The sequence below is a fragment of the Vibrio atypicus genome (assembly GCF_009811315.1).
GTDB classification, from domain to species: domain Bacteria; phylum Pseudomonadota; class Gammaproteobacteria; order Enterobacterales; family Vibrionaceae; genus Vibrio; species Vibrio atypicus.
The window spans coordinates 305,160-328,450 of sequence record NZ_BLID01000004.1; the positions used below are offsets into that span (position 1 = coordinate 305,160).

21 protein-coding genes are annotated in these 23,291 nt (G+C 45.6%); 10 read left to right on the forward strand and 11 right to left on the reverse strand.

Features of this window, described 5'->3' with window-relative positions:
- Positions 1 to 146 precede the first annotated feature (146 nt).
- Positions 147 to 1,118, reverse strand: a complete 972-nt coding sequence (locus GVO60_RS10950) for an alpha/beta fold hydrolase (protein ID WP_159653854.1) — start codon at positions 1,116 to 1,118, stop codon at positions 147 to 149.
- A gap of 151 nt (positions 1,119 to 1,269) precedes the next feature.
- Between GVO60_RS10950 and GVO60_RS10955 the strand changes: the two genes are divergently transcribed.
- Together GVO60_RS10955 and GVO60_RS10960 are read left to right on the forward strand one after the other, a co-directional pair.
- Positions 1,270 to 1,989 (forward strand): helix-turn-helix transcriptional regulator, encoded by a 720-nt coding sequence (locus GVO60_RS10955; protein WP_159653856.1) that lies wholly within the window; start codon positions 1,270 to 1,272, stop codon positions 1,987 to 1,989.
- A 149-nt stretch (positions 1,990 to 2,138) separates the two neighbouring features.
- Positions 2,139 to 3,290 (forward strand): amidohydrolase, encoded by a 1,152-nt coding sequence (locus GVO60_RS10960; RefSeq protein ID WP_159653858.1) that lies wholly within the window; start codon positions 2,139 to 2,141, stop codon positions 3,288 to 3,290.
- A gap of 50 nt (positions 3,291 to 3,340) precedes the next feature.
- Here the strand turns inward: GVO60_RS10960 and GVO60_RS10965 are convergent, their stop codons facing one another.
- The 4 genes from GVO60_RS10965 to GVO60_RS10980 all read right to left on the reverse strand — a co-directional run bounded on the left by GVO60_RS10965 (position 3,341) and on the right by GVO60_RS10980 (position 6,814).
- Positions 3,341 to 3,766, reverse strand: coding sequence for a universal stress protein (locus GVO60_RS10965; protein WP_159653860.1), 426 nt, complete (start codon positions 3,764 to 3,766; stop codon positions 3,341 to 3,343).
- A 1-nt stretch (position 3,767) separates the two neighbouring features.
- Positions 3,768 to 5,090 (reverse strand): TRAP transporter large permease, encoded by a 1,323-nt coding sequence (locus GVO60_RS10970; RefSeq protein WP_159653862.1) that lies wholly within the window; start codon positions 5,088 to 5,090, stop codon positions 3,768 to 3,770.
- Positions 5,087 to 5,665 (reverse strand): TRAP transporter small permease subunit, encoded by a 579-nt coding sequence (locus tag GVO60_RS10975; protein WP_159653864.1) that lies wholly within the window; start codon positions 5,663 to 5,665, stop codon positions 5,087 to 5,089. Before GVO60_RS10975 ends, GVO60_RS10970 begins: the two co-directional genes overlap by 4 nt.
- A 117-nt stretch (positions 5,666 to 5,782) precedes the next feature.
- Positions 5,783 to 6,814 (reverse strand): TRAP transporter substrate-binding protein, encoded by a 1,032-nt coding sequence (locus tag GVO60_RS10980; RefSeq protein WP_159653866.1) that lies wholly within the window; start codon positions 6,812 to 6,814, stop codon positions 5,783 to 5,785.
- On the opposite strand from GVO60_RS10980, the gene GVO60_RS10985 reads away from it, so the two are divergent.
- On the forward strand, positions 6,813 to 7,121 hold the full coding sequence (locus GVO60_RS10985) for a hypothetical protein (protein WP_159653868.1): 309 nt from the start codon (positions 6,813 to 6,815) through the stop codon (positions 7,119 to 7,121). The two genes, GVO60_RS10980 and GVO60_RS10985, sit on opposite strands and share 2 nt — an antisense overlap.
- Positions 7,122 to 7,132: 11 nt before the next feature.
- Here GVO60_RS10985 and GVO60_RS10990 read toward each other — a convergent pair whose 3' ends face one another.
- Positions 7,133 to 8,578 carry an NAD-dependent succinate-semialdehyde dehydrogenase gene (locus GVO60_RS10990; protein ID WP_159653870.1) on the reverse strand — a complete coding sequence of 482 codons (1,446 nt, stop codon included), beginning with the start codon at positions 8,576 to 8,578 and terminating at the stop codon, positions 7,133 to 7,135.
- A 153-nt stretch (positions 8,579 to 8,731) separates the two neighbouring features.
- Here GVO60_RS10990 and GVO60_RS10995 point away from each other — a divergent pair, with 153 nt between their 5' ends.
- Positions 8,732 to 9,664, forward strand: coding sequence for a LysR family transcriptional regulator (locus GVO60_RS10995; RefSeq protein WP_159653872.1), 933 nt, complete (start codon positions 8,732 to 8,734; stop codon positions 9,662 to 9,664).
- Between the two features lie 102 nt (positions 9,665 to 9,766).
- On the opposite strand, the gene lhgD is transcribed toward GVO60_RS10995, so the two are convergent.
- Positions 9,767 to 11,041, reverse strand: coding sequence for an L-2-hydroxyglutarate dehydrogenase (gene lhgD, locus GVO60_RS11000; RefSeq protein ID WP_159653874.1), 1,275 nt, complete (start codon positions 11,039 to 11,041; stop codon positions 9,767 to 9,769).
- Between the two features lie 109 nt (positions 11,042 to 11,150).
- A complete protein-coding gene (gene glaH, locus GVO60_RS11005) occupies positions 11,151 to 12,110 on the reverse strand; it encodes a glutarate dioxygenase GlaH (RefSeq protein WP_159653876.1) in 960 nt (319 codons plus the stop codon).
- Positions 12,111 to 12,306: 196 nt separating this feature from the next.
- Between glaH and GVO60_RS11010 the strand changes: the two genes are divergently transcribed.
- Positions 12,307 to 13,188 carry a LysR family transcriptional regulator gene (locus tag GVO60_RS11010; protein ID WP_159653878.1) on the forward strand — a complete coding sequence of 294 codons (882 nt, stop codon included), beginning with the start codon at positions 12,307 to 12,309 and terminating at the stop codon, positions 13,186 to 13,188.
- Positions 13,189 to 13,333: 145 nt separating this feature from the next.
- A complete protein-coding gene (aptA, locus tag GVO60_RS11015) occupies positions 13,334 to 14,644 on the forward strand; it encodes an omega-aminotransferase AptA (protein ID WP_159653880.1) in 1,311 nt (436 codons plus the stop codon).
- A gap of 104 nt (positions 14,645 to 14,748) precedes the next feature.
- Here aptA and GVO60_RS11020 read toward each other — a convergent pair whose 3' ends face one another.
- Together GVO60_RS11020 and GVO60_RS11025 are read right to left on the reverse strand one after the other, a co-directional pair.
- Positions 14,749 to 15,084 (reverse strand): ATPase, encoded by a 336-nt coding sequence (locus GVO60_RS11020; protein WP_159653882.1) that lies wholly within the window; start codon positions 15,082 to 15,084, stop codon positions 14,749 to 14,751.
- A 9-nt stretch (positions 15,085 to 15,093) separates the two neighbouring features.
- Entirely contained in the window at positions 15,094 to 17,454 is a 2,361-nt protein-coding gene (locus GVO60_RS11025; protein ID WP_159653884.1) for a S8 family serine peptidase, read from the reverse strand.
- Positions 17,455 to 17,877: 423 nt separating this feature from the next.
- Here GVO60_RS11025 and GVO60_RS11030 point away from each other — a divergent pair, with 423 nt between their 5' ends.
- A complete protein-coding gene (locus GVO60_RS11030; RefSeq protein ID WP_159653886.1) occupies positions 17,878 to 18,645 on the forward strand; it encodes a 1-acylglycerol-3-phosphate O-acyltransferase in 768 nt (255 codons plus the stop codon).
- A 181-nt stretch (positions 18,646 to 18,826) separates the two neighbouring features.
- On the opposite strand, the gene GVO60_RS11035 is transcribed toward GVO60_RS11030, so the two are convergent.
- Complete coding sequence (locus tag GVO60_RS11035; protein ID WP_159653888.1) at positions 18,827 to 19,687, reverse strand: MBL fold metallo-hydrolase; 861 nt, start codon at positions 19,685 to 19,687, stop codon at positions 18,827 to 18,829.
- 110 nt (positions 19,688 to 19,797) lie between these two features.
- On the opposite strand from GVO60_RS11035, the gene GVO60_RS11040 reads away from it, so the two are divergent.
- The 3 genes from GVO60_RS11040 (at position 19,798) to GVO60_RS11050 (ending at position 23,256) form a co-directional block, all read left to right on the forward strand.
- Complete coding sequence (locus tag GVO60_RS11040; RefSeq protein ID WP_159653890.1) at positions 19,798 to 20,688, forward strand: LysR family transcriptional regulator; 891 nt, start codon at positions 19,798 to 19,800, stop codon at positions 20,686 to 20,688.
- Between the two features lie 127 nt (positions 20,689 to 20,815).
- Positions 20,816 to 21,832 (forward strand): alpha/beta hydrolase, encoded by a 1,017-nt coding sequence (locus GVO60_RS11045; RefSeq protein WP_159653892.1) that lies wholly within the window; start codon positions 20,816 to 20,818, stop codon positions 21,830 to 21,832.
- 143 nt (positions 21,833 to 21,975) lie between these two features.
- Positions 21,976 to 23,256: a hemolysin family protein gene (locus GVO60_RS11050; RefSeq protein WP_159653894.1), complete on the forward strand. Its 1,281-nt coding sequence runs from the start codon at positions 21,976 to 21,978 to the stop codon at positions 23,254 to 23,256.
- Positions 23,257 to 23,291 lie beyond the last annotated feature (35 nt).

Below are 23,291 nucleotides of genomic sequence, written 5' to 3' on the forward strand. Positions count from 1 at the left end.
AATTTGGCTATTGATACTAAGCCACAGTACTGAACAGTAGCTTTTGTTGATGATAAGCAATCTTTTATTACCCGAATTGGAATGACAATTATTCAGTAAGTTGAGAACAGCAAATTCGCATACCAAGCTATTCAACCGCAAGAGCCTCACTTAGACTCGTTAGAATGGCTACTTTCAGTTGCATTTTTTTGCTGTAGCCAATTTAAAATAGCTCGATTGGTTTCTTGCGGCTTTTCTTGCTGGATCCAATGGCCGCAATCTAGATTTACAACATCCGCATTTGGCACAAAATCTGTAAGTTTTTCAAACTTAGGTATCACGTCTCGATCACCGTAAATCATAAGCGTAGGGTGTTGAATAATTGGATCTACATCTACCAGTAAATGCCAGTTGCGATCCAAGTTTCTGTACCAATTAATACTCCCAGTGAACCCTGTTGATTCAAAGGCAGATACAAAAACCCCCAATTCACTGTCACTCATTAAAGGCTCTCCGGTGGGCACTTCCGCTCTAGCAAGATTAATCATCGCCATGCCCGGTTCAGGTTCGTTAGGCAGCTCGTTTTTTCGATAGAGATTACGAAGAAAACGGTATGTATTGTCGTTCATCACAGCATCTGCAACGCCAGGCTGTCGATTAAAGTGAACAAAATAATTGTCACTTCCTAGCACCTGCTCCATGAACTCAATCCATGGTGTTTCTCCTCGTTCTTGATAAGGTAGGCTCAGATTAATCAGTTTACTAACGCGATCTGGATGCAACAAAGCTAGCCCCCAAACGACCATTGCTCCCCAATCGTGCCCCACAAACGTCGCATTTCTGTATCCATAGTGATCAAGAAGCGCAATGAGATCACCCGTCAAATGTGCGATGTCGTAGGCCGTAATATCAATCGGACAAGACGAGTTACCGTAACCTCGTTGATTTGGAACGATAACATGATACCCCGCAGCGACCAGAGCTGGGATTTGGTAGCGCCAAGAGAAAGCGAGCTCTGGCCAGCCATGACAAAGTACTATTGGATTTCCAATATTTTGCGGCCCCGCTTCGAATACTTCTAGCTCGACGCCATTAATAGCAATAAGGGTTGGATATGGAAAACAGGTTGATTCAAACATACGCTTCTCTATTTACTTAAATTAATCAGACAATGCCTCAGGATTTTCGGAAGTGGATTGCAACTTCGACATAACCTTGATGACGTGTTCAATTAATTTATATAGCGTAATGGTGACAAATATTGGCACCATAAATTGATAAACTGAAGAAATGAATATTCGCCTAAGACAAGATGCCATCGTACGCTGCCTTCGCCGTAATGGTACTTCGACTGTCGCTTATTTAGCGCAAGAGATTGGTGTATCTAAACGTACCGTATTACGCGATATAAGTACGCTGCGCGATGAGGGCTATATTATTAACTCTGAACCAGGACGTGGTGGCGGGCTTCAACTTGACCCGCGATCTATTCAGACGACTGTCAGACTCTCGGTAGAAGAAATCTTTGCTCTTGTGATCAGTGTGACTTCGATGCACGCCAGCGGAGGAATGCCGTTTTCGAACCTTGCAGATGTGGGTCTTGCCAAAATAGAGCAATCACTCCCCCCAGACAAGATTTGCGACCTTCGCAGGTTTCTCGATTGTTTGTATGTCGGACAGCTTGCGCCGCAGGTGGACACATCCAGTATTGGAGTGATGGCTCCCTTGTTACTCCCCTCTTTCGAGGCCGCTTTTCTTCAAAGGCAGCACCTGCGTTTTCAGTATATAGATGCCAAAGGGTCCTCAACTCAACGAGAAGTGGAACCTCAAGCAATGCTGATTTTACCTCCGCTCTGGTACTTAGTCGCGTGGGACCCCACCCGAAAAGATTTCCGCCATTTTAGAATGGACAGAATCCAATCACCAAAGTTGGTTGAAGGGACTACATTTCGTCGGCGACATGTGCCGTTCGATGCTCATGTCTCTCCGGTACGTAACTTGGCGCGCTAACTCCAAGTGCATTTATGACCTCGCGTAATTTATCAACCCCATATCACAAAGAATCACACCTCAATAGTTAGAACTCCATCAACCTCCGTAGTCATTGGTCGGCGTATAGTGGGCAAGTTTTCACCATTACAACGACTTATGGACCTGACATGCTAACCAAAACGCAACTGACTCAGCTTCGAAAAGAGCTCCACCAGCACCCAGAGCTTTCTAATAAAGAGCAACGAACTGCTGCTCGAATTGAGCAAACTTTTGCTGCGTTCTCACCGGATGAAGTGCACACACAATTAGGTGGGTATGGGTTGGCGTTTGTATTTAATAGTCAGTCACCAGGGCCGACAACTTTGATTCGCAGTGAACTTGATGCCTTGCCAATCCATGAACTCAATCAGTTCGAACATCGCTCTGTGGTAGATGGCGTATCGCACAAATGTGGCCATGATGGTCATATGGCAATCATCTCAGCGCTCGGCGTGGAGCTTGCAGATCATCGTCCACTTAAAGGTCGAGTCATTCTCTGCTTTCAACCTGCAGAAGAAACAGGAACCGGCGCGATAGATATGGTCAACGATCCTAAATTCTCTTCGTTAAAGCCTGACTACGCTTTCGCACTCCACAATTACCCGGGATTAGCTCTGGGCCATGTTGCAGTCAGATCTGGCACGTTCAATTGTGCCTCTCGCGGTTTGATCATTGAGCTTACGGGTAAGACTTCTCATGCCGCTCATCCTGAAGATGGCCTTAGCCCTGCCCTTGCAATGTGCCAAATCATCGAGCAGCTTAACCAATTACCACAACAGATAGAGCAGCAAAACCTTGATGGAAAAAATTGGGTCACGGTGATTCACGCTAAGCTTGGGGAAGTGGCGTTTGGTACTTCTCCCGGTCATGCTGTGGTGATGGCAACACTGCGGAGTGAAACCAACCAAGGCATGCAAACCTTAGTTGACTTGGCCAAAGCGTGCGCGCAAAAACAAGCCAAACAAGCGGGGCTAGAGGTAAGTATTCGTTATGAAGATGTATTCCAAGCCAGTGTGAATAGCCAAGAAGGGTGCGATCGTGTGGTTCAAGCGTGTGAGAATACTCATACAAGTTACACCATCATGAATGAGCCAATGCGTTGGTCAGAAGATTTTGGCCAGTTTACAGCCATAGCAAAACAAGGAGCGATGTTTGCGCTTGGTGCAGGAGAGGATACACCGCAGCTACACAATCCAGACTATGATTTTAATGACCATTTGATTCCGGTTGGTAAAGCGCTGTTTTTAGATTTGATAGAGCAAATCAACGGGCTGAGCTGAATCAAATATAGAGCCTAGTTTTCAAGCTAGGCCCTATATTTAGAGACCAATTAACGGACGACAAACACCGAGCATGGCGCATGGCGCACCACTTTAGCCGCATTTGAGCCTAGTAGGTAAGAGCGCAATTTAGGCTTAGCCGATGCCATCACTATCGCATCAACACCAGATTGCTTGGCTTGTAAGACAACTTCATCAAACACCACGCCATTACGGACAATGCTCTTTCCACGATGTGCTTTAGGAACAAGTTGTTCAAGCATTGTCTGCACACCATCAAAAGCGCTCTGATGCTGAGCACAAAACACCTTACCTGCCGCGGTCGGCACCATACTACGATGAACTCTCGCCTCATCGACATAGAGCATATCAATCACGCCCTTTTCCGCGATGAGTTTAAGTGCCATCTCTACTTCTCTTTTCACCACTTCAGGGTAAGCGAGATCCACTGGCATCAAAATACGTTGCAAGCTCATATTAATCGACTCCCATGATCTTATTCGGCAACCACATCACCACTTCCGGGAATAACATACAGGTCACCAATACACATAGCTTAAGTAAGATGAACGGCAAAATGGAGCGATAAATATCCATCATACTCACACCTGGCGGAGCAATGCCTTTTAGATAAAATAGGGCAAATCCATACGGCGGTGTCTGCACGGCAATCTCAATATTTAAGATCATTAAAATACCAAACCAAATCGGATCATAACCCAGTGAGACCACAATCGGCGTGAACAGTGGCGCGCACATTAAAACGATGATCAGCTCATCGATGATGAATCCGAGCAACAGCATGATCACTTGCAATAAGATGATGACACCCAATGGCGGTAAGCCAAGATCTTGAGTAATTTGCGCCACCATGTTTTGCACGCCACTGAGCATATGGAAATTGCTAAACAGTGATGCGCCAAGAATGATCCACATGGAAACGCTGACTAGCATCGCCGTTTCAAAGCCTGATGACTTAAACATCTCAAAACGAAAACGTTTAAAGACTACTGCCAGTAAAATCGCTCCAACCACACCAATCGCACCAGACTCAGTCGGAGTCGCAATCCCTGTAATAATACTGCCCAACACGGCAACAATCAGCAGCAGTGAAAACATACCATCACGCGCAGTTCTCACTTTTTCTTTGCCCGTCATGCTGCTTTCGACACCCGTGCCTAGTGGCGCTTTTTTCGGATTCAACTTACAACTGATGATGACGTAAGTAATAAGCAGGGTAATGGAGATCAGTGCAGGAATAATTGCGGCCAAGAACATGCGACCGACAGAGTTCTGCGTTGTTGCCGCGTACATAATCATTGGAATACTTGGTGGAATCAGAATCCCCAAGCCGCCACCCGCCATGATCACACCTAGCGCTAAGCGTTTGTCATACCCACGCTCCAGCATAGGCTTAAGAGCGATGCTGCCAGATGTCATGATCCCTGCGCCAATAATGCCAACCATTGCGCCAATCATTGAACAAACACCGATCACACTGATCGCCAGCGATCCTCGAATTCGGCCTATCACCATTTGGCTAGCATTAAACATCGCATCGCCGATACCAGAACGTGTGAGAAGCTGTCCCATGTAGATGTAGAGCGGAATCGCAAGCAAGATAAAACTGAAAAAGTTACTTTCTATTGTTGTTGGGATCAGATTGAAAATACCATCGCCCCAAGTCATATAGCCCATGCCCATTGCGATGCCACCCAAAGCTAATCCAACCGGTGCGCCCAAGGCAAAGCTAAATAGGATACAGCCAATCAGCAGCAGCGTTAAAACTTCAATACTCATGCATCACCTGCCTGTTCGACGAGTTCTTCTTGTTGTTCACTGAATTCGGCTTCTTGTTTCAGTAACGTTTTACCTGTGAACACAAAATAAAGGTCCTGTAATATGTCACTGGTGAATTGGATGATAAACGCGCCACATGCCACCATCATCATGACCCAAAAATGTGCCATGGAAGGTGCCCATTCAGATTGGCGTCGATAGTTAAATTCCACCGCTTCTTCAAACTTGCCAAACGCCATCATCAGTACAACGGAGAGGAAAAAAATCGCTAGCGAGTAAGAGAACAGATTGAAAACCGACCGCACCCGCATTGAGACCGATAGATACAAAACGTCGACGTTGATGTGCGCTTTATTTTGTTGAGCCAATGCGCCCCCGAGCGCAGCAATATAACCAAATAAGAACAGCGAAACGTCGTAGGCCCAGATGGTTGGCTCTCCTAATACGTAACGTGAAAAGACTTCAAAGGCGACCGTCGCTGCAAGGATAGGCATCAAAACAGATGCAGACACTCCTACCCAATAAACGATCCGATTCACCCCCAAGCAATAAGCGGCTAAAACCTTACTTAACATAGTTATCATCCCTGCCAGCAAATAGGAAAAGGGGGCAAGCCCCCTAAATTGGCAGTTTCACTGGTAATTCGACATCTACCCCATGATTTGAACGCAGTGAAACCGCCAAATTTTTATTTAGTTGTTTTGTACAATCTTGATTAAGCGTTTACTGTATTTATCCGATTCAGCGTATTCACCCCATAGTGAACCTGCAGCGTCATTCCATTGAGCAACATCTTCTGCACTTGGCTCAGGGCTCCACTTCATGCCTTTTGATTCCATATCTGCAATCGCTTGAGATTCCCACAATCTAGACTTTGTCATTTGCTCACGGGCGTGCACGGCACTGGCAGCGCGGACGATCGCTTGAAGATCTTCAGGCAGTTTGTTCCAAGCACTTTTATTCACTACGATAGGCAAAGCCTGTGCACCTGCAATCGGCAGGCGGTACATGTATTTCGCCACCTCAACGTGGTTACCATCACGGTGGTCAATCAAGTTACTGCCAATCGAACCATCGATAACGCCGGTAGCAAGACTGGTGTAGATCTCACTCCAAGACAAAGAAGCTGGAGACGCGCCAAGATTGCGTAGGAATTTTCCGTAAGCGCCAGGAGCTCGAATTTTTAGCCCTTTAAACTCTTCAATGGAGTTAATTGGCTTTTTGGTTAACACGTACACAGGCAACTGAATGTAAGGTTCTAACCAAACAAGATTCTGCTTGTCGTATGCTTCTTCCAGAACCTCTCCCCAGCCTTTTTCATGGAACAAAGCACTCAGTTCGCCGACATCATCAGTCATACCCGGGAGACCAACTTCAACAACTCCTGCTGGGAACTCACCTGCATGCATTGGTTGAAATGGTGCCCCCATGGTCATTAAGCCTGATTTCACAGAGCCTAAAACCCCAGTTTGACCAACACCTTCACCGGCATACATCACCTGAACAGAAATACGACCGTTCGACATTGCCTCAATGTTTTCTGCAAAGCTTTTATACACTTCACCATAGGCTGTACCACGCGAATAAAGGTTTACAAAGCGCCAGTTATGTTCGGCAGCAAACGCCTGAGACGCAGTAAAAAAAGTGCTAGAAATCGCCAACGCGTATCCAGCCACAAGTTTGGTTACACTTCTTTTGCGCAGCTTGCTTAAGGTTTTAAACATGAATAATCTCCTTGATGTAATCCTGTTTGCTCTGGCCTTGCCAGGAACAGCTATGGGTAACGTTTCACTTCCTCGTTGTCACCTTGTGATAAATAATTACAATTCATTTACATTTAATAAATTCATATTTATCCACCTAAAGTTTTACCGCGCTCAAACCTTTGCAAAGGTTCCGCGTAATTATTCACATTCCCCATTTTCAAAAGACAAAAAAAGCAGCACATTATGTGCTGCTAAAAGCATGAACCCCGAAGGGCCTGAACAATTTAGGGAAAAAAGATCACGTTTAAAACGCAGTCGGAATTAAAAGGGTTCAGGTCAAATACCGTGACATAAGTATTTGATCTCTAGATAGTCATCAATGCCATATTTGGATCCTTCACGACCACTTCCCGACTCTTTTACACCACCAAATGGAGCAACTTCCGTCGAAATAATGCCTTCATTGATGCCAACAATTCCGTACTCAAGCGCCTCACCAACACGCCAGACTCGGCTATGATTTTGGGTGTAGAAATAAGCAGCCAAACCAAATGGCGTATCATTGGCACGTCGAATCACGTCGTCCTCATCACTGAAACGGAAAATGGTCGATACCGGACCAAATAACTCTTGGTGAGCAATATCCATCTCTTCGGTAACATCAGTTAAGATGGTTGGCAGATAGAACTGAGCACCGACATCAGACACTTTACCGCCAAGCGCCAGTTTCGCCCCTTGCTCCACCGCTTTTGCAACCAAATCATCGACTTTATCGACGGCTTTTTGATTGATAAGCGGGCCTATATCGGCACTTTCACTAAGCCCATCCCCAATAACGAGATCATTAACCACTTGGGCATAGCGCTCGATGAATTGATCGTAAATCGCATCATGAATGTAAAGTCGATTGGTACAGACACAAGTTTGACCAGCATTACGATATTTAGAGATTAACGCCCCCTGCACTGCTTTCTCTATATCTGCATCATCAAACACAATAAACGGCGCATTGCCGCCAAGCTCCAGAGATACTTTTTTAACCGTATCTGCGGCTTGACGAAGAATCAACTTCCCCACTGGAGTTGAGCCTGTGAACGACACTTTGCGCACAAGTGGATGCTGACAAAGCACATCGCCGATCTCTGCTGGGCGAGATGTTGTCACAACATTGATGACGCCTTTAGGAATGCCCGCTTGCTCCGCTAACGCCGCCATTGCTAAAGCACATAATGGTGTGTCTTCTCCCGGTTTAACAACCACGGTACAACCCGCAGCAAGTGCAGGCCCCACTTTGCGCGTGATCATCGCCACAGGGAAATTCCAAGGAGTAATCGCAGTAACAACACCAATAGGTTGCTTGATGGTCATATAACGATTGTTGGGATTGGCAGAAGGAATAATATCGCCATAAACACGCTTAGCTTCTTCAGCGAACCACTCTATAAATGAAGCACCATACATCACTTCGCCGTAGGCTTCTTTATACGGTTTACCTTGCTCCGTTGTCAGGAGTTTCGCCAATGCATCCGCATTTTCAACAATCAGATCAAACCATTTTTTCAGTAAACTAGAACGATGTTTTGCGGTGGTTTTACGCCAGTCTAAAAAAGCATTATGCGCAGCAACAACCGCCGCTTCAGCTTCTTGTTTGCCCATATCGGGTACTGTGGTAATGACTTCCCCGTTGGCAGGGTTTACAACCGCGACTTGTTCGCCACTGTTTGCTTCGACCCATTCGCCATTAATAAAGCCTCGGGATAAAACCAAGTCTATATCTCTCATCACTCAAGTTCCTACTGTTATAAATATTAGCAACGTCAAAGATTAATGAATTTAAATCACGCATAATCATCAATGTACATAACAAAATAATAACAAACAGAAAGGGGCAATAAATATGTCCCTCTAAACATAAAGTTTTATGAGCCTAAAACAATGACTAAAAACCCTTCGCCTGTCGGTCAAATTGGTGACTACGAAATAAAACAACTCAAAATCTTCAAAGTCGTCGCAGATTGCGGTGGCTTTTCTGCAGCTGAAACTGAACTCAATATCAGCCGCTCTACCATCAGTATTCATATTTCCAACTTAGAATCTCGACTCAACCTGATTCTTTGTCGTCGAGGACGGGCAGGATTCGCCCTAACCGAAGAAGGCGTTGTGGTTTATGAAGCCACAGTAAAACTCTTGGGAGAACTCGAAGATTTTCGCAATACGATTAACCACCTCGATATTCAGCTTTCAGGGAGCTTAACCGTTCTCTTTAGTGACACCATCAGCTTGGATCAGCGCGCTAGTATGCCCGCTGTGATTCGTAAGTTTTCTAAGTTGGCCCAAGAAGTATACCTCACCGCAGAGGTGGCCCGCATGACAGAAATAGAAAGAATGGTGATGCAAGAAGAGGCCGATATCGGTTTCATCCCTTATCACCGTGAATTGGATGGTTTGGAGTATGAGCACATCTACACCGATATTTGTTATCTCTATGCCAGCAAAGACAATCCTTTAGCTCAATTAAGTGACGATGAATTGACCGATGAGATCATCGATGGTTTTCCCGTTGTTTATGCTGGAATGAAAACTCAAGAGCGAATCAATGGCCACCTCGCCAACATGAACTTAAAAGCAACCGCCTACAATTACGAATCTCGTATGGCGTTGCTGCTTTCTTCTCGCTTTATTGGCTATTTACCAGAGCACTATGCCAAACCCTATGTCGACACTGGCGAGCTAATCGCAATAGCCCCAGACCGCCGCTACTATCATTTAGAAATCATGGCGATTACCAAAAAAACCACAGCCCTAAATAAAGTACGCTCGCTATTTACTAAAACCATGCGTGATTACTACCGCAAGCAGCGCAGCTAGGCTATGTTTCGCTAAGCGACAATCCAAAAAAATGCCTGAGGCGTAAACCTCAGGCATTTGATTATCTATCTCGCAAAGTCTTAACGTTTGCTTTAATAGAACTTAAGCCACTTCTGACACTGTTATGTGCTCTTTTTGATTTTGCTTTAGAGGCGTCTCATCTTGTTGCTGCTTCTGCATAATTTTGTCGCAGATGTAGCCACCAATGGGAATCGCAGAGGTTGCCGCTGGCGACGGCGCATTGCAAACATGCAAGCTTCGTTTACTTTCCGCAAAGAGAAAATCATGCACTAAAGTGCCATCTTTTAGTACGGCTTGAGCGCGGATTCCTGCGGGGTACGGCTCCAAATCTTCCACTTGAATTTGCGGACAGTATTTATTGACCAATTTAAGATAGCCCGCTTTCCACCATGAATTTTTGGTTTCAATTAAGCCTGTTTTTAGATGCTTTGCCGACACTTTCCAAAAACCTGGAAAGCTAAGCATATCGAGCACATCCCGTAGATTGAAATTGATCTTGCCATACCCTTCACGCTTCCAACCTTGAACGGCGTTTGGTCCCACAGTCACCGAGCCATCAATCATTCGCGTCAAATGAACACCTAGAAACGGTAGATCTGGATCTGGGATCGGATAAATCAAGTGGTTAACGATATCGTTGTACTTTTCCGGCAGTCGGTAATATTCACCACGATAAGGCACAATTTGAAAATCCGTCTCAATGCCCATCATACGGGTTAAGCGATCAGCCATAAGGCCTGAGCAAACCACTAAGAATTGACTAGCATAAGTAACAGCTCTCTCAGCTGAATTTGCCGAGACCAGAACACGCTCTGGCGACTCAATCAGCCCAGTCACTTCAGTACTCAGCTTTACTTCTCCACCAGCATCAACAAACTCTTCGGCCATTTTCTCTGTCACTTGGCGATAGTTAACGATACTGGTGGTCGAAACCGCAATCGCCCCTAAACCGACAATATTTGGCTCACGGCGTTTTAGCTCTTGTTGGTCAATCAACTCAACGTCTAGACCGTTCTCGTGGCAGCGCGCGTACAGGGCTTGCATACGCTCAACCTCTTGTGCAGAAGTCGCAACCAACAACTTGCCACAGTTCTCGACTGGGATATCATGCTTAGCGCAAAACTCGGTGGTCGCCGCAACGCCCGCTTTGCAAAATTCCGCTTTTAAACTGCCTGGCGCGTAGTAAACACCGGCATGAATCACACCACTGTTGTGACCAGTTTGATGACAAGAAAAGCCGGATTCTTTCTCAATCAGTAAAATCGACTTATCGGGAAAACGGCTTTGTAATTGCCAAGCGGTAGAGACACCGACAATGCCCCCACCCACCACGATGTAGTCATAGATTTTTTCCACGTTCACGTGCTCCTTCACTTTCATAGGTCTAATTATAGCGAAGCGACTTCATCGCAAAATGTCGATCAAGTCGCTTAACGGTAGATTAAATAGGTTTAGGCACTGAAAATTAACGCGTAAAGTGACCACGTTGACGAAGAAGTTCACGCTTTAGACCTGGATCGGCAACAAACTTGTCACGGCCGTGAAGCCAGCAGTGATTTTGAACCACCAGCATACTGCCAACGTTCACACGTACATTAAAACAGCTCTCATCACTTTCCAGTGACTCGCTCATCTGATGTAAATACAACCCTTGCTGCATATTTTGTGGCTGAGCAAACTGGTCAATAAACAGCATGTGAGGTTTGCCATTTTTATCTTCTTCGAAGAAAACTGGATGCTCGATGGTATATCCGACGTTCTTACTTGGTGGCGCACCCCAAACGATATCTTGCTTCGCCATTGGATGATGATAAAAACGCTCCAGATCGCCCCAATCATCCACATGCAATAGCAATGAGTCGCCCATTTGCATGTTCTTTTCATCCATCTTCATCATCAATACAAAATCAGTACGCTCGTTCACATAAGTGCCGTCATTATGCAGTTCCATTCGGCGATGAGCTTGGCGCAGGTAACTGTCACTGTTGTCATCATTTTTAACGGTAAAACGAGCATAGTACTTACCATACATCGCATCAAAGTTAGGAATACCGATCAGGTGAGAGATCGCGGTAGAGAGAATCACAAAGAAATCGCGCTGTTCGTCGCTGTCTTCAAAAGCCGCTTTTGCGTCCGCATCTGGCTCTAGCAGAAAGGCACCGGTTTCTCTGTCTTCCATTGTTTCCACTAAGAATTTACCTAGTTGATAATCACATACTTTATCGAGAGCATCCGCCACCGCGTAACGGAGAAACGGTTTATATTCGAGCGATTGCAAACTGTAATCTTGGATAAGATCAACGAACGCATCCAGAGTCGACTTTGCCAATGTCACCACTTGTAGGCGCGGGCTTTCTGGGTGGAGCGAGATAGTAAAGCCACTGCGTTCTTGTACGTTTTGATTAAATACCGTCGCGATATTCATTGTTTCACATCCTTTTGGCTGAGCCGCTAAGCGACTTATTCACGTTATGTTTTATTGTTTTGATGGGTACAGAAGTTCAACCTTGAGCATTAATTGTCTCCCACACCTCGAGTTAACAAAACTATAACGACAGCGAGATTATATTAACAATATATGGTAGATATAGTTTCCATATACAAAATAGATGGCGAGAGAAATGGATTTAAAACGTCTCTACTATTTCAACCAATTGGCAAAAACCGGCAATTTCACCAAAGCTGCCGACCAACTTGGTATTGCTCAATCCGCGTTAAGCACCAGTATTAAAAAGCTGGAACAGCAACTAGAGCTGAAATTGATCAACCGAACAGAAAGACAAATGAGCCTGACAGCTGAAGGCCAAGTTTTGCTGCGCCATACAAAAATCATTTTGGAAGACGTCGAACAAGCTGAAAAAGAGTTACAAGAACTTAAAGGGCTTACCAGTGGCGTGATTAACTTCGGCGCACCCGCTATGCTCGCCTCTTATTATCTACCTGATGCGCTTGAGCAATTTAAAAAAGCCTACCCTGGCATTCAGATCAATATTCATGAAGCAGGAACAGCCACACTCGGCCAAATGTTGGTAAACGGTGAGCTCGATTTAGCATTGATTCGCGGTGATCGCGAGCATGAACAAATCCGCCATACCCTGTTAGCAGAAGATCAAATCGCTGCCTGCGTTCCTATCAATCATCCGTTTGCCAAACGAGAGAGCATTAGCCTAGAAGAGTTGTGCCAACAACCGCTCGTCTTGTTCAAAAATGGTTATTTCCTGCGAGAAACCGTCAACAGCTACTGTCAGCAGTATAAAGTTCAGCCTAATATTCACTTTGAAACCAACCTTCCCGAGTTGCTCAAATCGATGGTTCGCCGGCAGATTGGTATTGGCACCTGCTTACCAATTTTGGTTGCCGATGAACCAGAGCTCAAAGCGATCCCATTTAATCCTCCGATTCCTCTCCAGTTAGGTATTGGTTGGAAATCAAGCCACTACCTTTCTACCGCCGCTAAAGCGTTCGTCAGCTTTTTGCAAGGCACGCTGCGCGATCAGCATTAAAGAAGCTCAAGATGGATAGTTTAGAAATCGCTACCCAATGAAAGTTTGATAGCGATAAACCTTTATATTTATTCGGGATGATTTTACGCAGCCAACTCCATGGATAACATTCTCGCAACATTAACAACCGCAGAGCTTGTCGATCATGGAAAGAAAAGTCAGTTACGATGCCTTTTGGATGCCTTTTACCGCAAACCGCGATTTCAAGGCTAACCCTCGTATTATTAATCGCGCCGAAGGCATGTATTGCTACTCCGATAAAAATGTCCAATTGCTGGATGCGACCGCCGGTCTTTGGTGCGTTAACGCTGGCCACGGCCGTAAAGAAATCGGCGAAGCAATGGCGAAACAAGTCGCTGAGCTCGATTACAGCTCTCCATTTAATTTTGGTCACGACATCGGTTTTGAGTTCGCTGAGCGACTGGTTAAATACACGCCACCCGGGCTTAACAAAGTCTTTTTTACGAACTCGGGCTCTGAAGCGGTAGAAAGCGCACTTAAAATCGCCTTGGCTTATCAACAAGCAAAAGGCAATACCGGTAAGTTCAAATTGATTGGCCGCGAGCTTGGCTACCACGGCGTGAACTTCGGCGGAATTTCTGTTGGTGGCCTAACACCAAATCGCAAAGGATTTGGACCACTACTGCAAACCGATCACCTTGACCATACACTCGATATTGAGCGCAATGCCTTTAGCCAAGGATTACCCGAGCAAGGTGTTGAAAAAGCTGAGCAACTGGAACGTTTGATTCAATTCCATGGCGCAGATTCCGTCGCTGCGGTAATTGTTGAACCTATCTCAGGAGCGGGCGGTGTTATCCTCCCGCCGAAGGGATACTTGCGTCGCCTGCGTGAGATTTGTACTCGCCACGATGTGGTGTTGATCTTTGATGAAGTAATCACAGGCTGGGGCCGTTTAGGAGCGGCATTTGCAGCGGAAGAGTTTGATGTAGTTCCCGATCTTATCACTTCCGCAAAAGGGATCAGCAGCGGCGTAGTCCCTCTAGGCGCCGTATTTGCCAGTGAACACATCTACGATACAGTGGTTAATAGTGCGCCAGAAGGTGCAGTCGAATTCTTCCACGGTTACACCTATTCAGGCCACCCAGTTGCGTGCGCCGCGGGTTTAGCAACACTCGATATCTATGAACGAGAAGGTCTACTTAATCGTGCCAGTGGCGAGATTGGCCAATATTTTGAGCAAGGTCTTCATTCACTGAGAGGCACGGGTTCTATCGTTGATATTCGCAATTATGGCTTAATTGGTGCCGTTCAATTTGCCCAAGCATCTCATGGTAAACCGATCGGTTTTGATATTCTTAAACGCTGCTACGACAAAGGCGTTATGGTTCGCAGTATGGGTAACACCATTGCTTTGTCGCCACCACTTATTATTGAAAAAGAACATATTGATGTGATTGTTGATACCTTGGGGGAGGTGGCTAAAGAGCTCTAAAGATAAAAGCCGACGCTAACCTATAACAATCAAAAAAATAAACGCCCAGTTCCAACAAGAACTGGGCGTTTTTCAGATTATGATTCACTAAACTTTTTAATTTGTTACTGAGACAACAATCGGCGTGCGGGCTCTGGCTCGACATAATCGATAAGCTCACTTTGAGTAAGCTTCTCAACTTGTTCTTTGAGCCCAGAAACGATAAACACCTGCTGGCCCTCTAGCGAATCGACCACTTCTAGCTGGTGCGAACGAAGAAGCGATAAAGCTTGTTGCTCTTTACCTGGAAAATATTTAACGAAAAACCGTGGCATTTGATCAGCAGCGGCTTGCTCTCTTTCATCAATAGGAGGGAAAGCAGAATTGTCCGCATGACTACTCATTACAGCCGCGCCAAGTGCGCCCACTATGGCTAAGCAAATATAGGTTTGCTTCTTCATATTCACTCCTTATTGAAATGATAAAGTCCAGCTGTTGACCGTACCTGTATCTTGGCGAGCGTTATCTACCGCTTTAAGTTCCCAGTTACCTTTTGACTCAAAACCGGAAAAATCCGCCTCATACACTTTGTTGATATTGTTCGCCGAACCGCCGCTATTATTGTGCAGTACCACTTGGCCACCGGTTGGGGAGGTCAACGTCACCTCTAGATCACCGATGTAACTGTGACTAATATCCACTTCTATCGTCACCGTACCTGCATCGCCAGAACGTAACACATTGATCTCGCTTGTTGCGCCAACAGCACTGTTATCTGGAATCGCGACCGCATTGTTGTTGCTGTAGCTCAGTGGCTGTTGACTGCCAGAGCCGCTACCGTCGTGCGTTGCAGTTAATGTTGCGCCAGAGAATGCAGAGTAACCCTCAATCAATACTTGATACGTTCCTGCTGACGTCACATCCAATGTACAACTTTCATTGTTGCCACTTTCCCATGAACGACAGTCATAAAGGCGAGAGGTTGGTTCACCTTCAAAACGCACATACATATCAGCATCACCGCTACCACCCGCTAGCGTAAAACTTGCTTGAGTGGCACTGGCAGGTACATCAAAAGTGAAAATCGCGGTGGATTTACTTGCACCGGATAACGGCCCTTTCGTGACACCATTTTCTAGAACATTGTCGGTTTGACCACCGTCTGGCCCGTTACAACCCGCATCCAAATAGGTTTTAGCCGCGTCAGCATTTACTAAACCATAACCGGTACGATTGTCACGCCCAGCGACATCAATATCTGTTGCGCTTGCTGTCAATGCATTACGAACTTGCTGCGCGCTACAGGTTGGGTGGTAACTCCACACCAAGCTAGCAACACCTGCGACATGAGGCGTCGCCATTGATGTACCGTTATAATATTCGTAGTCTTCACCTGTTGTTGTCGATACCGTTACAGGTGTTCCCGCTTGCGCAGAAAGCTCTAGGCCGAACTCGCGATCGACAGTCACAGAGATCAAACGATAGCGATCATTATCATCCAGTACGAATGGGTTCTGTAAACCTGGCAGGGCACCATTACTGTAAACGATGGCAGCTTTAGCACCGGCATCATAACAAGCTTGTACAGGGTTTATCTCAGGTCGAACACCAGAACGCTGGTTTTCAATTCGCTCTGTCAGACAGACCTTGTCACTCATATCGCCACAAGCATAATCGCCCGACGAAATATCACACTCAGCAAGTGCTCCTGTAAAGCTACCTGCAATAGGATCAGAGACATAGCTACCTGATGTTTTGTTCTTACGGTTATGCGGTACGACACCACGAGCAAAACTGCTGACACCATTAATAGTAATGTCCGACAATACCCCCTCTCCAACCGTCACAGTAGAAAGAACGGCCACGCCCGGCGCTGCAATATCCACTTGGTCTGTCGCCTGAGAGAACGCAGCATGATCGCTATTGGTATCGACCGCTGCCACTGACATCACTGCATCGTAAGAGGCAGGGTAACTATGAGCGGTATTCCCATCATTGCCCGCCGCGGCAATCAATAACACACCTTGGTCATACAAAGATTGCAGAGCATTTCTTTCTGTTCGGCTCGATTGGCTACCACCTAAACTCATGTTCACCACATCGGCGCCATTGTCAGCACAAGTCTGAATCGCTTTGACCAAGCTAGAAGAATATCCCCAACCTGACTCGTTAAAAACTTTAACAATGTGAAGATTCACATTCTGATTGGGCATGACGCCTTTAACCCCTTCAGTATTGGCAATCGCCGCAATCGTACCTGCAACATGCGTACCGTGGGCATTGTTATTGCCCGGCGCACTCCAAGAGCCAGTACCGCTATCGTTGGTGCCCGACACTCGGTTACCGCTAAGATCGTTGTGACTCAAATCGTAGCCGGAATCTATGATACATACGGTTCGATTACCCGCATTAGCATCACTAAGTAGCTGAGCGTTGACCGCATTGAAACCCCAAGGTGTGGTTTCACTGAGTAAAAAACGAGGTGGATCGACTTCTACGTATTCCACCTGTGCATTGCTGCGCAAGCTGGATAACTCACCATCGTCCATCTCGACACTGTAGATTGGAGCCGCGCCTAACTTTTCGACTTGGCGCGCTTTGACCTGCTGAAGTACGTTTTCACGCACTTCACTTGGCGCCATTGCCGGCTCACCCGAGCGGGTAAACGGAACGGGTGCATCCTCTTTAAACTTAACAATGTACTTCGTTGGCAAATCTGCCTCACTAAAGCCCATTGATGGCGAAGCATTCACCATTGGCAAATTTGCCATAGCCACTACTATTGCTGAAAGGGCGAATAACCCCTTGGTTTTATTATTGATATTGTGCATCTGCTCGATTCCTTATTGAGCTATTTTTATTCATTTATGTGCTTCGTTTAGTCATTAGTTCGACCAATCACAAGCGTATTAGCTATAAGACAGAACTATAAAACCAACAATAATTTATAGAGTAAAAACACCATATGCAGACTAAGTATCACCAAATAAACGTAAACAGTGAACGGTCAATAAGAATTAATCTCATTAAAAGTGGGGGTTAAGAATTAGGATGATTATGCAAATTACGAAGAAATTCGAATCAACCGCATAGGAATAAAGCCACATCGAGTTCATCTCATCCTAATGCGCTTCAAAAGTGATTCTTACCGACAGCTAACAGAAAAATTGTTGCAATTTAGTTAAATAGAATTAAAACTCTAATAATCTTAAACAGTTCGATCTCTGCATGATGCAGTGAATAAGGAGAGAGTTGTGCTTGCTGTTCTTCGTCTTTTCATGGCAGCGCTGTTTGTCATCATTACTACCCTATTTGCGTTTATTTACTGTCTGTTTAGCCCTAAAAACCCTAAACATGTCTATTTCTTCTGTCGTTGGTTTAACCAATTGCAAAAAATCGTAGGTGTCACGCTAGTTCAACGCGGCTTAGAAAATGCACCAACACCAAACAAGAGTGTTTATATCTCGAACCACCAAAGTGTGTTCGATTTCGTGACCGACCCGGGTATGTTAAGGCCGCGCACTGTATCGCTAGGTAAGCGAGATTTACTCTGGGTACCTTTCTTTGGTTTGCTCTATTGGATCACCGGTAATATTTTGATTAACCGAGAAGACAAGTCCAAAGCGCGCGACACCATCAAGCAAGTCGCTGAGGCTATCCACCAGCGAGATTTGTCAGTTTGGGTCTACCCAGAAGGCACACGCAGTAAAGGCCGTGGCTTATTACCTTTTAAGACAGGGGCGTTTCGAATGGCAATTGAAGCTGGCGTGCCCATCACTCCCATGTGTACCAGTACAACTCACAACAAGATTGACCTAAATCGCGCTAACAACGGCATCGTCATTACTGAAATGCTTGAGCCCATTGATGTCTCTGGTTACAAGTTAAGTGATGCAAGAGCCCTTGCCGATCATTGCCACAGCTTAATGGCAGAGAAAATCGCTCAGTTAGATCGAGAAGTCGCCCAGCTAGAGTCTCAAGCAAATTCCAAGTTCGACTCACACAATCCATCGACGCATTAATTCCGGACCTGTCGTATTTGATTCATAGCGAGCCAGACACTCAAACACACTTTGCCAAAGTGTCGAAAAAGCAGGGCTACTGCGTCAAATAATACCCATAAAAAAGCCCGACTGAATGGGCACTCAATCGGGCTTAGCGGAAACAAATTCGCTTAAAATGGGGAGGAAACGATAGGCGCTTTTACCAGCTCGCTTCTTTCATGTGAACTTGCGCACCTAGCTCTAAGCTAAAATCGGAACCGAGTTCTGGATAATGCTTTACCATGGTCTCGATCAGCTCCGCACTGTTATTGCTCTCTTTTTTCGCCTCTTCAAAGCGCTCTATCCAAGTATGGGTAAAGTTAATAGTGCTCACATCCAATTTGCCATCTGCCATCATATGGCCAGGTACCACTAATTTAGGTTTTAGCGCTTGCATCTCTTCTAGTTGAGTCAGCCAAGCTTGTACTTCTTTGTCTGACTGAGTATCCGCCATCCAAACATGCATTCCTTGAACAATACCGACGTTACCAAGAATGGCCTTTTCACTTGGCACCCATAGATATGGTCGGTGAGCCAATACACCATCAGCATCTCGGATCTGAATAATTTCGTTATCAACCTTAATTTCATTGCTGTGAACCGCCTTTGGTAGCTTTGGCTTCTGTGGTGCATTCAAGCCCATTTTTGGCCCCCAAAAACTCACTTTTTTCTCTAGTTTTTTCGCAATCGCATCGCGCACCGCTGGCGTGGTGATGACATTCGCTTCAGGGAAAATCTTGAGAAGTTCAGAAGCACCAAAATAATAATCAGGATCCGCTTGGCTGATAAAAATGGTGTTGAGCGGCTTACCTGCATCAAGTACTTTCGCCGCAATACGCAGTGCATCAGCGCGGGTAAAACCCGTATCAATCAATAACGTTTCCGTCTCACCAATTACTAATGTCGATGTGACGTTGAAGCTGTTCTCATCCGCGTTGTAAACCTCAAAGTTAAGGTCTGTTTTTGCCATGACACTGCTTGATGTAGCAAGCAGTAGAGCAAGTGTTGTTAAGGCTTTCATAATCTTTCCTATTTCCGGTGGCTTTTATTGTCGAGACTTATGTTAGCCACTGGTTTTATTTCGAAATAGAGCCTATTCTTTGCATCATTATTTCTTAAATCGAGCAAGTAATGGATAAACTGACCGCTGCAAAAGTACTGCTGGATGTTGCACAAACTGAGAGTTTTACCGCCACCGCAGATAGATTAGAAATGTCACGACCTATGGTGACTCGCTACGTCGATGCCGCCGAAAGTTGGCTTGGTGCAAGACTACTGCAGCGCACAACACGTAAAGTTTCTCTCACCAGTATGGGTGAGCAGTTACTGCCCGATTTACAGCGCTGGGTAACGCAGGCCCAGCAAATAGAAGAGAGCACGATGCCCTCTCAAACAATCAGCGGGTTTGTTCGGTTGTCTGTCAGTATGTCTTTTGGCTTCTCTCAACTCATGCCTGCCTTACAAGATTTTCGCCAACAATACCCCGGCATAAAAGTCGATATCGACGCCCAAGATCGCGCAGTCGATATGGTGGCGGAACGCATTGATTTGGCGATTAGGACCACCAATGACCCAAACCCAGCTTTGATTGGCCGCCCGTTCGCGGTTTGCTATTCAAAGTTGGTCGCCTCCCCTGACTATTTAAATCAAAACAACGAAATCCTCTCTCCACTCGATCTGCGTGAACATGCTTGTTTGGGGTACAAAAACTTTGGTCGCCATATCTGGCAGCTGACCAACGAAACAGAGCGTCATGAAGTCGAAGTAAACTGTGATATCACCGCCAATGAAGCCACAGTTTTGCTGCATGGTTCATTAGCTAGCCTGGGGATTTCGATGCAACCCACCTATTTAGCTGATGAGTGGATTGCACAAGGGAAGCTTCATCAGGTGCTGCCAGAGTGGCAATTGATGTCACTACAGATGTATTTGCTCTATCCGTCGAGGAAGCACTTATCTCCTCCCGTTCGCGCTTTGATCGACTTTTTACTGGCCTATTTTGAGAAGACAAAACAGGAATAACCGCACGCTTTACATGCAAATAGAATAAACAAATCTCGTTTGCTTAAATTCCCAGTTTTAGCACACATGAGTGAGTTCATACTCTTCCACACTGAGTCGACATACAACCAACAACTAAGGTGTGGCTATGAACAACTCTCACAGTAATTTCGTCATTTGTGTTCGCAATGTAAAAGGACAGGGAGAAGGCGCAGAATTTGGTAGTGAGCCCGGCTCAACCCGTTATCTTGATGTCCCTGATAGTGAGTATCCACACCCTGAACGTCATAAGCTAACCCGTACAGAATGGGTAAAGAGGTTGTTGGATCGTGCGACGATTGGCATGCATGTAGAGCAAGCTAAATCGCCTGTCTCAGGCTACACCATTGGTGACATTCTGATCTTTGTCCATGGCTACAACAACTCGATAGACGACATCATGCGCCGCCACAATTTATTGCAAAAGCGATTGAAGCAAGTTGGCTATCAAGGGGTTATTGTTAGTTTTGACTGGCCAAGTGCTAACGCCACTCTCAATTACCTTGAAGACCGAAGTGACGCCAAAACCACAGCCATTAAATTGGTTAAAGATGGCATCGCGATTTTAGCCAAAGCGCAGCTAGAACAAGATAAAAACAAATGTGATATTGATGTTCACTTGCTTGGTCATTCAACTGGCGCGTACGTGATTCGAGAAGCCTTTTATGAAGCGAACCACTCCCGTAGCTTGCAGCGAATTAAATGGAACGTCAGTCAAGTAGCCTTCATTGGTGGCGACATCGCCCGTAAATCCACTAGCCAAAGTGATTGCAAGTCACAGGCACTATTTGAGCACTCTGTACGTATCACCAATTACCAAAATCCACACGATAGTGCGCTTAAAGTGTCGAATATCAAACGTCTCGGGACGGCCCCAAGAGTCGGGCGAGTAGGTTTAGCCGACGACGCGCCAGACAATTTAGTCAACGTGCGTGTTGACAGACATTGGAAGCAGCTGGACGAAGATAACAGCGTTGCTGGTGGTAATTGGTCCCATTCTTGGCACTTTGACGATGTCCAGTTTGCTCAAGATTTACTCTACACATTGCAAGGTGATGTAGACAGAAATGCTATTGAAACACGCGAACATTTTAATGGCGAGTTACACCTTAAAATCGCGCCTTAATCGGCACCCCACAGCACTGATAAAACAAATTAATCGTGACCAAAGAAACATCTGATCGTTAACTGCGATTTTCCCGTTTCAGGTCACGTTTATTCACCAAAGAGATCACTATTCTATGGGAGTGTTTATCTCCGGAAATCTATATGGACGTCTTATTGCTGTTTGGTCTTATCTGTTTAAATGGTCTATTTGCCATGTCAGAAATTGCCCTTGTAACAGCGAAGTCAAACCGACTAAAAAAACTAGCTGAAACTCAATCCTCTGCGGCTATCGCACTCGATCTCAAAAACAATCCCACTCAATTTCTTTCTACGATACAAATCGGCATTACGGCCATTGGTATTCTTAGCGGTATCTTTGGTGAAGCTGCGCTTTCCGCGCCTTTCTCACAATGGCTCATTGCTCAAGGCTTATCGGCAGACATTGCCAATGTATTTGCAACTATGAGTGTTGTTGTCACCATTACTTACTTCGCCATTGTGGTGGGCGAACTGGTACCAAAACGGTTTGCTCAAAGCAACGCCGAGCGTATTGCCGTCATTGTTGCCTATCCAATTTACGGTTTGGCTAAAGTAGCCTCGCCATTCGTATGGTTGCTGAGTAGCTCAACCGATGCTTTGCTTAAACTATTTCGCCAGAAGCAAGATGACGGTGATCAAGTCACTGAAGATGACATATTCGCCATCATGACCGAAGGTTCTGAGTCGGGTGCCATAGAACCACAAGAGCAGCAGATGATCCGAAACCTACTCCACCTGAACGATCGCTTGGCTACCTCTTTAATGACGCCGCGTTGCGATATTGAGTTCTTAGATGTCACTCAGCCAATCGAGCTGATTTTAAAACGCGCTCGTCAAACTCAACACTCGGTTTGGCCTGTATGTCACGGCAGTTTAGATAAGATCATTGGCACTATTTCTTCCAAGGTGCTGCTTGATCAATATACAGACCTATCTGTCGCGGCTATCGCAAAACAAGTTCGCCGCCCACGTTATGTACCAGAATCCATCAAAGGGTTGCCGCTGCTGAACGACATGCAGCAAACAAACGGTGAGATGGCGTTTATCGTCGATGAGTATGGCGATGTGCAAGGTCTAGTCACGCACTATGATCTACTGGAAGCGATTGCAGGCGAGCTTGGCATGGCGCCACAGCATCTATGGGCAAAAAAACAAGCCGATGATAGCTGGGTTATGGACGCAATGATTCCACTCAATGAGTTAAAGCATCGATTGGAGCTTGGTTTATTAGATGGTGAAGAAAGCGAAGGTTTCCAAACGCTCAATGGTTTCTTAACTTGGAAAGTTGGCCGAGTGCCTGAAAGCGGTGAAATGCTCAACTATCATGGTTGGCAATTTGAAGTGCTAGCCGTGAGCCATAACCGAGTTTTGCAAGTCAAAGCACGTAAATTAGCCGCCGAGTAACAAGCAAACATCTCATTAAAAAAATACTCCCGATA

What these genes read in the sequence shown, in the direction of transcription:
- GVO60_RS10950 (WP_159653854.1), bottom strand. Translation starts at nt 1,118, where the DNA reads ATGTTTGAATCAACCTGTTTTCCATATCCAACCCTTATTGCTATTAAT.
- GVO60_RS10955 (WP_159653856.1), top strand. Translation starts at nt 1,270, where the DNA reads ATGAATATTCGCCTAAGACAAGATGCCATCGTACGCTGCCTTCGCCGT.
- GVO60_RS10960 (WP_159653858.1), top strand. Translation starts at nt 2,139, where the DNA reads ATGCTAACCAAAACGCAACTGACTCAGCTTCGAAAAGAGCTCCACCAG.
- GVO60_RS10965 (WP_159653860.1), bottom strand. Translation starts at nt 3,766, where the DNA reads ATGAGCTTGCAACGTATTTTGATGCCAGTGGATCTCGCTTACCCTGAA.
- GVO60_RS10970 (WP_159653862.1), bottom strand. Translation starts at nt 5,090, where the DNA reads ATGAGTATTGAAGTTTTAACGCTGCTGCTGATTGGCTGTATCCTATTT.
- GVO60_RS10975 (WP_159653864.1), bottom strand. Translation starts at nt 5,665, where the DNA reads ATGTTAAGTAAGGTTTTAGCCGCTTATTGCTTGGGGGTGAATCGGATC.
- GVO60_RS10985 (WP_159653868.1), top strand. Translation starts at nt 6,813, where the DNA reads ATGAATAATCTCCTTGATGTAATCCTGTTTGCTCTGGCCTTGCCAGGA.
- GVO60_RS10980 (WP_159653866.1), bottom strand. Translation starts at nt 6,814, where the DNA reads ATGTTTAAAACCTTAAGCAAGCTGCGCAAAAGAAGTGTAACCAAACTT.
- GVO60_RS10990 (WP_159653870.1), bottom strand. Translation starts at nt 8,578, where the DNA reads ATGAGAGATATAGACTTGGTTTTATCCCGAGGCTTTATTAATGGCGAA.
- GVO60_RS10995 (WP_159653872.1), top strand. Translation starts at nt 8,732, where the DNA reads ATGACTAAAAACCCTTCGCCTGTCGGTCAAATTGGTGACTACGAAATA.
- glaH (WP_159653876.1), bottom strand. Translation starts at nt 12,110, where the DNA reads ATGAATATCGCGACGGTATTTAATCAAAACGTACAAGAACGCAGTGGC.
- GVO60_RS11010 (WP_159653878.1), top strand. Translation starts at nt 12,307, where the DNA reads ATGGATTTAAAACGTCTCTACTATTTCAACCAATTGGCAAAAACCGGC.
- aptA (WP_159653880.1), top strand. Translation starts at nt 13,334, where the DNA reads ATGGAAAGAAAAGTCAGTTACGATGCCTTTTGGATGCCTTTTACCGCA.
- GVO60_RS11020 (WP_159653882.1), bottom strand. Translation starts at nt 15,084, where the DNA reads ATGAAGAAGCAAACCTATATTTGCTTAGCCATAGTGGGCGCACTTGGC.
- GVO60_RS11025 (WP_159653884.1), bottom strand. Translation starts at nt 17,454, where the DNA reads ATGCACAATATCAATAATAAAACCAAGGGGTTATTCGCCCTTTCAGCA.
- GVO60_RS11035 (WP_159653888.1), bottom strand. Translation starts at nt 19,687, where the DNA reads ATGAAAGCCTTAACAACACTTGCTCTACTGCTTGCTACATCAAGCAGT.
- GVO60_RS11040 (WP_159653890.1), top strand. Translation starts at nt 19,798, where the DNA reads ATGGATAAACTGACCGCTGCAAAAGTACTGCTGGATGTTGCACAAACT.
- GVO60_RS11045 (WP_159653892.1), top strand. Translation starts at nt 20,816, where the DNA reads ATGAACAACTCTCACAGTAATTTCGTCATTTGTGTTCGCAATGTAAAA.
- GVO60_RS11050 (WP_159653894.1), top strand. Translation starts at nt 21,976, where the DNA reads ATGGACGTCTTATTGCTGTTTGGTCTTATCTGTTTAAATGGTCTATTT.